Annotated in this window: 19 protein-coding genes; 3 read left to right on the top strand and 16 right to left on the bottom strand. The window is 37.4% G+C overall.

Going from position 1 to position 12879, the window contains the following annotated elements; genetic code table 11:
• Nucleotides 1–33: 33 nt before the first annotated feature.
• Both ACFPZG_RS05245 and ACFPZG_RS05240 read right to left on the bottom strand, forming a co-directional pair.
• Nucleotides 34–690: a nucleoside/nucleotide kinase family protein gene (locus ACFPZG_RS05245; RefSeq protein WP_283732380.1), complete on the bottom strand. Its 657-nt coding sequence runs from the start codon at nucleotides 688–690 to the stop codon at nucleotides 34–36.
• 195 nt (nucleotides 691–885) lie between these two features.
• A complete protein-coding gene (locus ACFPZG_RS05240; RefSeq protein WP_283732381.1) occupies nucleotides 886–1362 on the bottom strand; it encodes a hypothetical protein in 477 nt (158 codons plus the stop codon).
• Between the two features lie 508 nt (nucleotides 1363–1870).
• Here ACFPZG_RS05240 and ACFPZG_RS05235 point away from each other — a divergent pair.
• Entirely contained in the window at nucleotides 1871–2887 is a 1017-nt protein-coding gene (locus ACFPZG_RS05235; protein WP_317941149.1) for an aminoglycoside phosphotransferase family protein, read from the top strand.
• Nucleotides 2888–3392: 505 nt separating this feature from the next.
• On the opposite strand, the gene ACFPZG_RS05230 is transcribed toward ACFPZG_RS05235, so the two are convergent.
• The 10 genes from ACFPZG_RS05230 to ACFPZG_RS05185 form a co-directional block, all read right to left on the bottom strand.
• Nucleotides 3393–4238: a pirin family protein gene (locus tag ACFPZG_RS05230; RefSeq protein ID WP_381426428.1), complete on the bottom strand. Its 846-nt coding sequence runs from the start codon at nucleotides 4236–4238 to the stop codon at nucleotides 3393–3395.
• Nucleotides 4239–4479: 241 nt separating this feature from the next.
• Complete coding sequence (locus ACFPZG_RS05225; RefSeq protein ID WP_283732383.1) at nucleotides 4480–4767, bottom strand: hypothetical protein; 288 nt, start codon at nucleotides 4765–4767, stop codon at nucleotides 4480–4482.
• Between the two features lie 32 nt (nucleotides 4768–4799).
• Nucleotides 4800–4991, bottom strand: coding sequence for a DUF6366 family protein (locus tag ACFPZG_RS05220; RefSeq protein WP_283732384.1), 192 nt, complete (start codon nucleotides 4989–4991; stop codon nucleotides 4800–4802).
• A 43-nt stretch (nucleotides 4992–5034) separates the two neighbouring features.
• Nucleotides 5035–5568 (bottom strand): hypothetical protein, encoded by a 534-nt coding sequence (locus ACFPZG_RS05215; RefSeq protein WP_283732385.1) that lies wholly within the window; start codon nucleotides 5566–5568, stop codon nucleotides 5035–5037.
• Nucleotides 5569–5651: 83 nt separating this feature from the next.
• Entirely contained in the window at nucleotides 5652–5795 is a 144-nt protein-coding gene (locus ACFPZG_RS05210; protein ID WP_283732386.1) for a hypothetical protein, read from the bottom strand.
• Between the two features lie 176 nt (nucleotides 5796–5971).
• Nucleotides 5972–6352 (bottom strand): hypothetical protein, encoded by a 381-nt coding sequence (locus tag ACFPZG_RS05205; protein ID WP_283732387.1) that lies wholly within the window; start codon nucleotides 6350–6352, stop codon nucleotides 5972–5974.
• 80 nt (nucleotides 6353–6432) lie between these two features.
• Nucleotides 6433–6609 (bottom strand): hypothetical protein, encoded by a 177-nt coding sequence (locus ACFPZG_RS05200; RefSeq protein ID WP_381426427.1) that lies wholly within the window; start codon nucleotides 6607–6609, stop codon nucleotides 6433–6435.
• Nucleotides 6610–6915: 306 nt separating this feature from the next.
• Entirely contained in the window at nucleotides 6916–7689 is a 774-nt protein-coding gene (locus ACFPZG_RS05195) for a Cof-type HAD-IIB family hydrolase (RefSeq protein ID WP_283732388.1), read from the bottom strand.
• 93 nt (nucleotides 7690–7782) lie between these two features.
• On the bottom strand, nucleotides 7783–8031 hold the full coding sequence (locus tag ACFPZG_RS05190) for a hypothetical protein (RefSeq protein WP_283732389.1): 249 nt from the start codon (nucleotides 8029–8031) through the stop codon (nucleotides 7783–7785).
• A 15-nt stretch (nucleotides 8032–8046) separates the two neighbouring features.
• Nucleotides 8047–8451 carry a GNAT family N-acetyltransferase gene (locus tag ACFPZG_RS05185; protein WP_283732390.1) on the bottom strand — a complete coding sequence of 135 codons (405 nt, stop codon included), beginning with the start codon at nucleotides 8449–8451 and terminating at the stop codon, nucleotides 8047–8049.
• Nucleotides 8452–8554: 103 nt separating this feature from the next.
• Between ACFPZG_RS05185 and ACFPZG_RS05180 the strand changes: the two genes are divergently transcribed.
• Together ACFPZG_RS05180 and ACFPZG_RS05175 are read left to right on the top strand one after the other, a co-directional pair.
• Nucleotides 8555–8974 carry a DUF3888 domain-containing protein gene (locus tag ACFPZG_RS05180; RefSeq protein WP_283732391.1) on the top strand — a complete coding sequence of 140 codons (420 nt, stop codon included), beginning with the start codon at nucleotides 8555–8557 and terminating at the stop codon, nucleotides 8972–8974.
• A 464-nt stretch (nucleotides 8975–9438) separates the two neighbouring features.
• Entirely contained in the window at nucleotides 9439–10002 is a 564-nt protein-coding gene (locus ACFPZG_RS05175) for a hypothetical protein (protein WP_283732392.1), read from the top strand.
• A gap of 150 nt (nucleotides 10003–10152) precedes the next feature.
• On the opposite strand, the gene ACFPZG_RS05170 is transcribed toward ACFPZG_RS05175, so the two are convergent.
• The 4 genes from ACFPZG_RS05170 to pssA form a co-directional block, all read right to left on the bottom strand.
• Entirely contained in the window at nucleotides 10153–10425 is a 273-nt protein-coding gene (locus ACFPZG_RS05170; protein ID WP_283732393.1) for a YesK family protein, read from the bottom strand.
• A gap of 79 nt (nucleotides 10426–10504) precedes the next feature.
• Nucleotides 10505–11059 carry a hypothetical protein gene (locus tag ACFPZG_RS05165; protein WP_283732394.1) on the bottom strand — a complete coding sequence of 185 codons (555 nt, stop codon included), beginning with the start codon at nucleotides 11057–11059 and terminating at the stop codon, nucleotides 10505–10507.
• Nucleotides 11060–11311: 252 nt separating this feature from the next.
• Nucleotides 11312–12097, bottom strand: coding sequence for a helix-turn-helix domain-containing protein (locus ACFPZG_RS05160; RefSeq protein ID WP_283732395.1), 786 nt, complete (start codon nucleotides 12095–12097; stop codon nucleotides 11312–11314).
• Between the two features lie 248 nt (nucleotides 12098–12345).
• Nucleotides 12346–12879 carry a CDP-diacylglycerol--serine O-phosphatidyltransferase gene (gene pssA / locus ACFPZG_RS05155; protein WP_317941145.1) on the bottom strand — a complete coding sequence of 178 codons (534 nt, stop codon included), beginning with the start codon at nucleotides 12877–12879 and terminating at the stop codon, nucleotides 12346–12348.

Genomic DNA, 12879 nt, shown 5'->3' with positions numbered 1-12879 from the left:
CAACTAAAGCACCTGTTGAAGTATAAATTTCTTTTAAACAATAAATGGGTTATCTAAATCATTATTATTTATAACTATATCTGCATCAAGTTGCGGTGTGTGTTGTTCTAAATAGAGTTTCGAAGCAACGTGATACCTATTTAGGAACATTTCCTCTGCTTTTGTAAAACTTCCAAATGCCTGTTCTTCTCTCTTAGCTCCTCTTTTTCTGGCTAACTCAAAGTCAGTTTCAACAAATATTTTAACATCGAATAGGTTATATAAATCCTTTTTAAATAAGAAAGTTCCATCAATAATAAAAATCATATCTATATTTGCTGTTTTTATTTCTGGGTTCACATATTCATCCGTTGCCAAATCTAAAGATTTTATTTGATAATGAAGGTTTCCTCCGGGACCTAAAGGTATTAAGAGTTTCTGTTTAAAGGAATCATAATCGTGAGCATCTTCGTAATAACCAATAGCTGATTCCCTTCCTTGTCTGTATCGAATAATTCTTGGATTATGAAAATTGTCTATGCTAATCCTAATTACATCCACCTTTCTACTTCGAAGTTCTTCCATAAGCTCATTAGCAAACGTTGTCTTTCCAGATGCCGTTATTCCACTTACTCCTACTCTAATTGGATGGAGCCTTTTTAAACTTAAGATTCTATTTGCTATATTTGAAACAAGTACACTCCTTTCCATATATCTCCCCACTTTCCTATCATATCTTTTTAGAACTTTTCAATTTAAATAAGGATACCCCTTGCCAAAAGTGTACAGCGCTAAGTTCTGTTAACTGTTTTTAATTTCACTCCAAATTTTGACTGCAATTGGATAACAATTATTAATCGAATGCGCTTCGCTTATTCCTTAAAGATTATTGTTGTTGCAGAAGAGTCATTCATTTTTCGTTAGAAGAATAACGTTATCCCCTCTTATAACCTGAAAAATCAAATCATCTTCAAAACTAAGTACAGAAGCAGAAGTCGAAACGTCTTTACTTTTGCTGTGAAAGAAAATTCCATAACCATTATTTGCGGGATAACCATATACATAGCAAACCACTTTTTTATCTTTCATAAAAACTAATTGATTCATACCACCGTTTATCGTTTCACTAATTGAATCCCACTTATAGCCAACGGTTCGATAAATTGTATCTTTAGATGTGTACGGGTCAAAAGAATACACTAAATCCCACTCAAATGGAGTGACATCGGATAAATTTACTAACTCGTTGGAAACACCAATATTCATTACCTCTTGTTTCAAAAGTTCTTCATTAGCATCCCATACGTCTTTTTTTAATACTTTCATTAAAATAATTGATAACATAATCGCGGCAACTACTATAATAGTTTTTCTTCTTGTCATTTGGTTACCCCTTTCATTATCAAAGCAGTGGAATCTTTACATAAATTCAAACGAATTCTATACAAGAAGGTTACATAACTGATTCAACTAAATACCTGCGCCGTCGGGAATTGATTTACTTTTCAAAACGAGTTATTCTATAGATAGCTTAGCAAAAGCCAAGTTCCTGACACGAAGGGAGATGTGTTTAAATGGCAACTACTTATATGGTGGTTTGGTCTTAAAACTGAATAGTAGGCATTCGCGAAAATGCGGGAAACGCCCGTATTATTTGGTATGCCATCCAAAGTAACCTTTCGTGAATATTGCTGTTTGCGAGATACGATATAGGTCGTATCTTTTTTGCGTCCTGATGCCGCGCGACACAGCTTCTATAGAGGCTGCTTGTCCGTGGCATTTTTGCGTCCGAAAATCAACATTAAATGAGCTACTTTATCGACAAGAGGGGTCCAAACAAAATGTTCACCATGTGGAGCGAGCAAACGAAGAAAACGGGGGAATAGAAGAAATGATTATTAAATACGAAACGCTGATCTATGCCTTAAGCCAACAATTCAAAAAGGAAATCGTTTATGCCGACTATCAAACCACACAGTTACAGGGCGGAACTGTGGGAAATGTATATCTAATAACGGGGATCGCCGAAACCGCGGATGGTGAAAAATCGCCGTACAGTACAGTACTGAAAATCCAGAAGAAATGGGAGCGTTACGGAGATTTAGGTTCATGGCGACGGGAATATGATCTATATGAGTCCGACTTAGAAGCGACGTTCTCGGATTCCTTCCGCTGGCCACTTTGTTATCACGCCAAGATGAATGCCGAAGAAAATGAATTTCAGCTGTGGCTGGAATATATCGACGGCGTAACCGGTTTAGACTTGACCGGTGACATGTATGAACAAGCAGCACTTGAGTTAGGACGCTACCAAGGTAAACTGTATGCGGAACAGCCCGCTGCACTACAAAGTCTGAACAACCTGAGCCATGCAGATCTGATGAAGAATACGTATCTGCATTACCGGTCATGGCCGGTCGTCTACAATTATATACGCTCGGAAGACTGCGAATTGCCGCAGCACTTGCGGCAAATGCTCATTGACATCGATAAGTACGCAGACGAGATACTATCCCGCATCGAGAGACTGCCCCTCGTGCTTTGCCACCGGGACTTCTGGGTGACCAATCTGATCTATGCCGACGGGAAAATTGCACTTATTGATTGGGACACATCTGGATGGGGGTACTTGGGAGAGGATCTCGCGAGCTTGATTGCGGATGAAGCGGATATCAATCACATGGTTGAATACTACCAGCGATGCGTTCCCGCGTATTATAAAGGCTTTTCGGAGTATGTAGATGTATCCCATATCGCTGATCATTGCGTCTACGAGATGATCCTTCTCATATTCGGATACAGGCTTGTGGAATCGTACCTTTACGCAGAGGACGAAGACGAGAAGACAAATCTTGTTACTACGCTCCAAAAAATTAATGAAATGAAGGCCATCTCTGTGCAGGTTTGACTTCTAAAAAAGAAACTCCAAAAACCCTAAATTGTAGTGGGTTTTTGGAGTTTCTTTCATTACTCCCATTCGAACGTCGCCGGCGGCTTGCTCACGATGTCCTAAACACCGCTGAAGGGTATTTCTGAGAAGACTTGGTTGGACTATCTTGATATTATGGAAGCTCACGGCGATACTCAGTTGATTATGCTACACAAGATTTAGTCAGGTCGAATGAAATAGGCTATGGTTGGAAGTAAAATTATGACGAATATACTTTGGAAAAAAGTTAAGATTATATCCTTCCTCCAAGTATTTTTGGGGTAGCGATTCGCAAGCCGTTGAAAAAATAGCAAAGCTATCCACCAAAACAACCAACCTAAAACTATCGAACTGAAACTACCATAGAAATCATTGTACATTTATAGCCCCCTCTCCCCCCATGATTTTCAACAATCCGACCCAATTGTTGTAACGGGAAGCGCGAATTAGTATTTTTAGACCCTTTTGCCTTTAATTCCCTGCATTAGTCCAGGAATGTCCCATTTCTATAATCAGCGAAGGCTTGAAGAATTTCTTCTTCTGTATTCATAACGAATGGACCTCTTGCTGCAACAGGTTCGCCAATCGGTTCTCCTGCATACAGCATGACATGCATATCTTCTTCAGCTTTGATTTTAATATCACTTATTTCTGCAGATTTACCTAAACCAAGCCACAATACCTCACCAGCTTTACCAGGTGTATGCTCTGAACCAAAAGTGCCTGAACCTTTTACAACATATAAGAATCCATTATAAGACCCTGGAATTTCTGGGGTACTTTCACTTCCTGCTGCAATTTTAAATTCAACCATCGTAACTGGTGTTATATTCAATGTTGGTGCAGTTAAACCATTTACTGAGCCTGAAAACACCTTAGTAGATACACCATTTTCCACTTTTTGTGGCATGGAGTCTTTTCGAAGGTCTTGATACCGAGCTGCCGTCATTTTTTGCTTTGCTGGAATGTTGACCCAGAGTTGAAGCAGGTTAACCAATTCCCCAGGAGCAGCATCTTCAACATGCTCAACGCCTCGTCCTGCTGTCATCCATTGTGCATCCCCAGGATGAAGGACCCCTGTACCGTGTTTGCTATCATAATGATTTAGGTTACCGTCAATCATATATGTTACTGTTTCAATTCCACGGTGGGGGTGTACTCCGAAGACACCGCTTCGCATCTGGTCATGTGCCATAACCAAAAAGGGATCATGTTGCTCCCATTGTTCTGGTTCAATTACCCAAGCCATTGTATGAATATCACTATTACGTTGGAATTCAGGGGTGTATTTATGACTAATTGTTCTATTGTAAATTTTGCTATTCAACATTAATTCCTCCCTTTAATTTGTTTGTGTCTATGGAACCTATTATCTACCCTAACCCTCAGAATGTTAAGTACGCACTTTAAGGTGGCGTAGTTTCTTTTAAGAAACTATGGATTACGTAGGAAGTTTTAGGCAATAAAAACTTTAATTTTCATTGGAAAAGGTTAGCTTTTAAAGATGTTTGCAAATAAAAAAGCAATCCTTCTTAATGAAGAACCGCAATATCTCTCTATTAAAATGTATTTTATTGAGTTATTACAACGTAACCAAGCCAGCCAAATACTAATAGTACTGGCAGGATTAACAAAACCGATAACCACATAATATTTTTCCTAAGCGATAAAGCTGAACCAAGATAAAAAAACGGCAGGATTAACCCCCACCATTTAAATAGCGGTGTTGCAGCTAAGTAAAGTGAAAATGGTATGATTAACAAGAAAGAAATAACGAGAAACAACGGCTTTTTCTTACTTAAGGCAATTAATGAAAAGACAATTGAAGCGAGCATGAAAGGCCAAAAAAGTAAAAACACATTCTTCCTCCTTTCTTTAAAAAGTATCCTTGTTAACGGAAAAATATGGAGTACATTACAAAACCAACTATTAATACAAGAATCATTATTCCAGTACCCTTCAACCCTAAACCACCAACAAGATCAGACAGGTTACTTCCGCGAATACTACTGGAGGGATGCTTTAATTCTTTTTGCCTTAGCCTCTCTCTTCTTTTTTCAGGAGTTTCGTTATCTCTACCCATGTCCTTCCTCCAGTGCCTTTCGTTTTCCTTTTAAAGCGCCCGTTCAATGCCAACCATTCTTTTCTGTTCCGTCCATATAATTGACTTTTACTTCGGGATCATAATTAATTGGGAGCTTCGAAAAGCAATACCAAATTCGTCCCTTACTTGTTTCTATGATTGTAGCCTCGGCAAAATCTTTGTCTTTATATTTAATCTCAAGTGACTCTATCAAAGGATCATTAATTACCCCGAAAGTCAGGGATATTAGTTCTTTATTCGATTTTTGATTAGTGGACTCTATGTTACTAAACGCCCTTGTCAACATTCTATCCTCTTCATTGAATAGCTTACTTCCCGCCCCAAACACCCACCGATAGCCGAGAAGGGTCTTTTCAATTGATGCCACAGATAAAACATCACCATCGCCATAAAAAATAATCTTGTAATCATCAAAGTCAATAGTATGGAAAACCTCATCAACTTGAACATTCGATTCGCTGATAGCTTCATCAAAATCCTTATAGTTTACCTTATAGTAAATGAAAATAATGAAAGTCATTAATAGCAAAAATAAAACAGTTAATTTTGTTTTCATATACTATCCCCCTATTGTAGTAGGGCCGCACATCCTTGTTCCGGAATTGCGCCCGTTTCGCGAAAGCCAGTCATAAATACAGGTTATATTTTTCTTTTAGCTATTCCATCTAATAGAATGCCAATGCCAAACAAGATGATGCCTATCGCGAATGCGTATTGGAAATAAATTGAATCAGATACTCCGAGCTTATAAAGTAAACCTACCAAACTTAATACTATCCCCAATAGAATACATAAATCCCCTATAGATTTCATACTTTCCCTTCAAATACACCATATTTGCTGTAATAATTATCCCTGCAACTTGTTCTAATCCCCGTGTATCATCCTACAGTTGTTTTCACAATTAGGTTACATCAGCATTTTAACTTTTGGCCATATTGCAATATATTATTGGCCTTTTATTCACTAAAAGGAAGGCGCGGTTTTTCATCTTTATATCTGGAGTATGTCCATTCACCATTTTCCATTGTCTCGCATTCCTTACTGCTACAAGAGAATATGAATGTTTGTTTATCAGTCCGGACACTAACACCGAAATAATAAGGGAACTTCCCACCTTTTCTCTTGTCCATACTCGCTTCTATAGCCACTATATTCTCATCTTCAGCAATCCTCTTAAAGTCTTCGCTCTCGACTGTCTTTTGGATCATTTCGCTTAAAATAATCTTTTCCTCTGAAGATGGTGTATACCATTGCTCAATTAGTAACCATTTTCCTAAAATAAACAAATTCAGAGCTATGCTGAGCATCAATAGAGTCACGACTAATTTAAATTTCAACTGACAAACACTCCTGACAAAATGGCCCGCATGAGGCGCAACTGATTTGCGACAACTGCACCCGTTTGCTTAATTATGTTTTATGAAGAATATTTATTCTTGCTCATTCCCACGATTGAAAGAATTAGACCTAAAATAACAATACTGTACTCATATCCATTAAAGTCTATATTGTCATCGAGAACTAATATTCCACCAATCAATGAAACTTGTATTCCGAACAGAATATACTTTTTCCCTGAATCAGTGTTCTTCAACATTACAAAAATCAGGTAAGCTGAATAGATAAACATAGGTATTACTATTAAAACAAAAATAAAAATATTGACGATTGGACTCATATTCATTCCCCCATCTATTTATCATTTATAGAAGAATCGAGTTGAATAAGATTCAAACTAACCGAGCGGCCTACCTCGTTTTATTTTATTGATATTGAATGCGCTCTCAAGACTTCTTTGATTTACGAAAAGTCAGCATTTATCAGACCATTCAATCCATTCGTCTCTAACTTGCCAATTATATTTAAACAATTCATATAACATTGATCCAATCCCCCGATATTAGATTAATTGAAGATAGCGTAATGCAAATTCAATTCCATCTTCATTTGACTTTTTCGTTACGAAGTCAGCACTCTTTTTTAATTTATCACTTCCATTTCCCATGGAAATACCATAGCCTACCATTTCTAACATATCGATATCGTTATCCCCATCACCAAATGCGATTGCCTCGCTATAATGTATATTGAAATACTTCAACACCTCTTTAATGGCAATTGATTTTGACACATCCTCATGCAAAACATTGACGATATGTGGATGCCAGCGTTGAAATATTAAATTTGGGAATTGTATTTCATAATCTCGGATGATTTCTTCTCCGGCATATAAACACATTAAGTATATCTCTTCATTATGATTTTCTTCATTTAGCTTAGGATATTCCGTTAATGAAAGTGTCTCACTCATCGCTTGGAAGGTAAGAGGACTCTGTATTCCGTTCATTGTTAATTCTTCTGTAAAAAAAGAAAGACTTTGTTTATTTTCTTCCGCGATTTCTTTTACGGAATGAACAATGTGTTTTGGTAATGGTATTTTATGAATCACTTCATCTTGGTGTTTAGTATACGCACCATTCGCTGTGATAAAGGTTTCTATTCCTAAAGTTTTTAACTCCTGACACATCGATAATGGTCTACCGGTTGCTGCTACTAATTTGATTCCTTTACTTTTCAGCGTTCGTATAGCGTTCTTTGTACTTGTAGAAATACAACCATCTTCATAATTTATAAGTGTTCCATCAACATCAAAAAATATAATCTTATAATTCATCGTAAACTCCTTTTGAATTATTTCGCCGTGAATTTCCACAAGAATACTATGAAATTTATGTCATTACCGCAATATGGACTGATTATATAAAGATTAGATAGTAGTTTCCTTTTTACGTTTTAATTCCTCATACTCTCCCCATGCGATATATAAAATACCTACAAGTAAAGACAATAGACTAAAAATGTTTAAAGTATTTCCAACATAAGAGAGCATCGCATCAAATAACCCCTTATCCCAACTTGCAACTCCAGAACCAAAAATTGCAGCACTTATATACTTAACCGATATTAAAAAAGCAGATATCGCAATAAATGCAATTCCAGCACCACGTTTTGCCATCTTAACGTCCCCCTACTATCGATTTATTTTTCGCGACATACCAACAGTAAACTTCTCAAATCCAAAATTTTCATAATAGGACTCTAAATGCTCTTCACACATGAGTTGGGGAATAACCCGATTACATTCACAATGTTGAATTAGACGATTCAATATTGCTTTGCCTATACCATTGCGCTGATATTTCGGTAGAACGCCTAATCCACAGATGATTCCAGTAATCACACCATCCGATATGACGCGTCCCGTCCCCACTAATTGTTCCCCTTCAAAGGCATAAATTGTATACCAACTTCCGAGACACATTTGTTTTAGCTCGCTAATCGTCAAATTAATTGAGTTCCATCCCAGTGATTCATATAGGGATTGCATTTGCTTGAAATCTTCAGGGGGTTCGATTGTATAGTCTATTGTTTGCATATGAACACTTCCTCTTAATTTAGTAACCTCTGATTACGATATTCACCCGATAAGCATAAGCGCCGTCATTTAGGGAATTATATCTCAAAAGGTGGTGTTCCGGATGAATAAAACTATGCTCCCCGCAATAATTCTTACATTTCTTCTGCTCAGTTTCGGTGGGACTCCAAAAGCAACTGCAGATACTGAAATAATCCCTCAAGATCAATTTCCAAGTTTATTGGAAGGGGCATTTCTGAGAAGTCTTGGTTGGACAATCCTTGATATTATGGAAGCTCACGGCGATACTCAGTTATTCGAAAACGAAAGAATTGAAAAAATATCCCAAAATAATGGCCAATACGATGTCACATTACGGGTCATCGGATTCGAAGGTGCACATAGTCCACCCTACAAGTTAATTCGCATGACGATTCGTTTCCCTGGTAACGGGGGGAATGCCAATTATAGTGTTATATCGTATTCTCATCGGATTATCTCGGACAAGGAATTTGAGGAGTTAACGAAAAATGCCATGAAGTAAGTGGCTATAGGCGCTGATTCTAATTCAAGAATCGCGTCTTTTTATTTTTATTGATTGGAAGGATGGTTCCCTCAAATAATGTGCGAATTATGCATAGGTAACGCTCCCTTAAAATTCCTTTAAGCTATTATATCATGAGTGTTACACCTGATTTCAAAATCTTCATTTAAAACAAAAAAACACACCTTCACAAACCAAAGAAGATGCATGACTACCGCAACTCAATATTCAAAAGTTACAACAACCCTGCTAAATTCCTCCTATCTTTTGATGATGGCTGGTACACTAATCTATAGAATGGAAATCGAATTCGTTACATGAAGTGCCAAATTGTTTTCATAAAAATTAAAAAAGCATATTATAGCTGTTAGACGGTACTTTTCTTGTTCAACTATTGGAGTAGGATTGTTCTATAAGAAGAACGGAATTGTTATCAAAAGCAAAATTGAAGGGGGATGGGAGTTTTGAAACGACAATCTGTTTTGCTTATTAGACTCTTGATCATGATGACCATTGTACTCCTGCTGACGGGCTGCAGCAAGACAAGTACGGATATCGATGAGTACCTGAACACGGGTACCGCAATGGATGCGGAAGCAAAAGACGTGATGCCCGCTCTTGACGAATTGCCAACATACAAGGACATCGAATACCGACATACGCAAAAAAAGATATTCTTCTTCGAGGCCAACTCGGTAGTGCTTGTGATCGAATATGACATGCAAACCTATGAAAGAGAAAAAGGGAAACTCGCAGAAGACTACGTGATCTCCAACCTAAAAGCCACGTCTGAAACGAGCGTTGATACAAGTAGTCCGGATGTTGATTTCTCACTAAACAGCTATGTGTTCCGAGTGTTGGAAGGAAACGGCTATCTGAAATCCTTTGGGATGATTGGTACTTCCGATGAACACCAACGTATCGCGTATTTGTACTTCTATGATTTTGATTTGGACCAAATTGGCGAACCAGATGACAGAAACCGCATGTCTAAATTCGTGAAAAGCTATTTCGAATATGATTTCTGATGTCTTATTGCAAGTATTCCTATTTCTATATACCTTGTAATTAAACCATCTCTGAAACAATTCGAAATTCAACGAGGATCTTGCACCTCACACTTACTGAGAGGAGAATTTCAACTTCCGCGGTTAGTGAAAATGGGGCGCAATTCATCTTCAGTTATCTCGCCTAATAATTTGATATTCCCTGTCACTTTTTAGAGCAATAATGATACCAGTAAGAATCACAAAAATTAACATTCCTAAACTAACAACCCCTATCCCCATTCCCACCCAAGAACCTATAATAATAGAGACAAATAAAACCACTAAAAAGGCAATTAAGCAAATTAATAATGACCGTTCATTTTTTTGTCTTAAACTTTTAGATACTAAAAAGACAACTAAATTTACAGCAATTCCAAAACCAATAGGCAATAAAATATCCATTATAAAACCTCCAAAGTCCCGGTTGGACAATCCTTGATATTATGTACATTTATTCAGCTACTGGTCCGTTTGTTAAAAGTCAATTACTTGTTTGAATTTCCTCAATTACATCCCCTTCAAAAGAAATCGCCATGATGGTAGCACCTAAAAGTTCCTCTCCATTTGAAATTAGGAACCAAAAACTATCATCATCATTATTATATTTTCTTACTGTAGCTTGATATTTTATTCCGTTCTTTGTAATAACATTAACTCTTTCTATCTTAGGGTCGGTTATTTTCCCTCTTAGTAAATCTGTATAATTCGATAAATTATCTCGCAGATCTAAATGTCCCCAATTTACCTTTGATTCCTCTAACAGATACAAACTTCCTCCGTTAATTATCTCCCAACCTAAAAGTCCTTTTTTTAAGAGTACACTCCCAAATGAAGATTCTTCACCACGACCCCATTCATAAAACGCTACCGCGCTATTTTTTTCAAGTAGTTCAATATGGGCTACCCTTAACTCTGGTTTCTCTAATGAAACAACAACTTTTCTAATTTCAACCATATCGTCTTTGGATGCTACATTTAAAAGATAAATACCTACAACACTAACAATAAATACAAGTATTATTATTATTTTCTTCACTGTACAAATCCCCTTTGAATTACCACAATATATCCAACCTGTAAACTTTAATTAAGGTAGCAACATCTTTTTTAGAGCTGATATTGATGCCGATTACCACTACCTTAAAAATCCATTAGTCATTTATTATAACATGAATCAACCTTTCAATTTCAAAAGGTTCAGTCAAAAGCAATAAATATACTTTCTAAACCAAGGATGGAAGACATTACGGCTACCCAGTCATTCAGCAGAGGCTAAGCTATATCCTTTTCAGTTCCATACCGGCTTATCATATAGCATGAAAATGTCCTTGAAATATGTTTCATCGATCAATTTATCTAAAACACCCTTGAAATACCCCGGCAAATTATGGATTACTTTCTTCTTCGTTGCCATCACTGTGATCATCAATGCACGATAAGCAAGGTCTTCGAATACATGTCCATCTTCTTGATAAATTTCATATTTCATCATCCGTCCGGAGATAGCCCTGTGAATTCCGAAGAACTCACGGGCTAATTTACTTTCACCAATTGTTCCAGCAAGCAAATCTTTCATCCGACCAAATAGACTTGTGGATAACCTTGACGGTTCTTGCTGAGACGTGTAGTTAAGATCTTTAGATTTTAATAGAGATTTAGAAAGAAGAGCTTGACCCTCTGAAATCCCCTTGGTTTCCTCGTCCTCATGCGGTTTGTCGTCATGGTCACGGTCGTCCATTTTCCCCTGTTCATCGAAAGGCAAAATGATGTAAATGTTAGCGCCGAGTCCGCTCATTACTGGGCGGATAAAGTGGATTTTATCAATGATGCCTAAGCTTACAAGCTTGCTTATGGCGCGCCTCACCGTCACGTTCGCTTTACCGATAATCTCCTCGATTGTTCTGTGTTTCAAATGTGCTGCGCCATATTTTACCGAATACCGACGAATCACTTCGAGAACCTGACGATCTGATTTCGTCAGTTCATCCCAATGTTTCATTAAATGCTGTTCGGTAGCTGCGTCCATTTCTTCAATTGTTGAGAAGCGTGCGTATTCCTTTAGATAGTATGTCATTCATGACTCCCCCTTCACCATCTATATAGATAGAAAAGATCAAAAGGGATACTCAACTTGGAATGTTTTTTAAAACAGGCCTAAATGCTCATTTCGATCAACAATGGGACGAGCAGCAACGATTCCTGAACCTACTCTCGGATTTCCCTAGCGCAAGTTTTTTGACGGTTAGTTGATATCGTCATTTAAAATTAGGTATACGAGTACACAAAAAAACAGGCGAAGGAAATTCCCTCCGCCTGTCAATGTTATACTTTAGCAATACGGATATTACTTATCATCGCAAATCCAAGAACGACCATGATGATTACGAAAAACTGAGGTCCGATGTATGGACTCAGGAAGTAACATAATGTTAAGAGTACACCCGCCACTGTAATCGGCACACCATAAAACGCACCGTCGAATTCCTTGACGTTATATCGAGCTAATCTGATAGCACCCGCAACAATATAAAATACAGTAGCTGCAATCCCTACCCATAGCATCTCGGATAAGTCAGTCATATAGATTAGAAGCGCCGGGGCAACACCAAAAGAAACTAAATCGCTTAACGAATCAAGTTCTTTACCGAACAAAGACTCGGAATGGAAATGACGTGCGACCATTCCATCGAAACGATCGAAAAGAGCAGCGAGGAAGATGAAAACTAAACTCATATGACTAAGTTCACGTGCAATAAGGATAATCGCTATTATTCCAAAGCTGAGATTTATAACAGTAATTGCATTAGCCAATTGACCTTTAATTTTAGTATAATCTAAGTATCTCGATAAAAACAT

Origin of the sequence: Sporosarcina thermotolerans (assembly GCF_042658975.1) — a bacterium.
Taxonomy (GTDB): Bacteria; Bacillota; Bacilli; order Bacillales_A; family Planococcaceae; genus Sporosarcina; species Sporosarcina thermotolerans.
This window is presented reverse-complemented; position numbering and strand designations above follow the sequence as displayed.

Bases quoted from the DNA above. Each gene is read 5' to 3' on its own strand.
- ACFPZG_RS05245 (WP_283732380.1), bottom strand. From the start codon at position 690: ATGGAAAGGAGTGTACTTGTTTCAAATATAGCAAATAGAATCTTAAGT.
- ACFPZG_RS05240 (WP_283732381.1), bottom strand. From the start codon at position 1,362: ATGACAAGAAGAAAAACTATTATAGTAGTTGCCGCGATTATGTTATCA.
- ACFPZG_RS05235 (WP_317941149.1), top strand. From the start codon at position 1,871: ATGATTATTAAATACGAAACGCTGATCTATGCCTTAAGCCAACAATTC.
- ACFPZG_RS05230 (WP_381426428.1), bottom strand. From the start codon at position 4,238: ATGTTGAATAGCAAAATTTACAATAGAACAATTAGTCATAAATACACC.
- ACFPZG_RS05220 (WP_283732384.1), bottom strand. From the start codon at position 4,991: ATGGGTAGAGATAACGAAACTCCTGAAAAAAGAAGAGAGAGGCTAAGG.
- ACFPZG_RS05215 (WP_283732385.1), bottom strand. From the start codon at position 5,568: ATGAAAACAAAATTAACTGTTTTATTTTTGCTATTAATGACTTTCATT.
- ACFPZG_RS05195 (WP_283732388.1), bottom strand. From the start codon at position 7,689: ATGAATTATAAGATTATATTTTTTGATGTTGATGGAACACTTATAAAT.
- ACFPZG_RS05190 (WP_283732389.1), bottom strand. From the start codon at position 8,031: ATGGCAAAACGTGGTGCTGGAATTGCATTTATTGCGATATCTGCTTTT.
- ACFPZG_RS05185 (WP_283732390.1), bottom strand. From the start codon at position 8,451: ATGCAAACAATAGACTATACAATCGAACCCCCTGAAGATTTCAAGCAA.
- ACFPZG_RS05180 (WP_283732391.1), top strand. From the start codon at position 8,555: ATGAATAAAACTATGCTCCCCGCAATAATTCTTACATTTCTTCTGCTC.
- ACFPZG_RS05170 (WP_283732393.1), bottom strand. From the start codon at position 10,425: ATGGATATTTTATTGCCTATTGGTTTTGGAATTGCTGTAAATTTAGTT.
- ACFPZG_RS05160 (WP_283732395.1), bottom strand. From the start codon at position 12,097: ATGACATACTATCTAAAGGAATACGCACGCTTCTCAACAATTGAAGAA.
- pssA (WP_317941145.1), bottom strand. From the start codon at position 12,879: ATGTTTTTATCGAGATACTTAGATTATACTAAAATTAAAGGTCAATTG.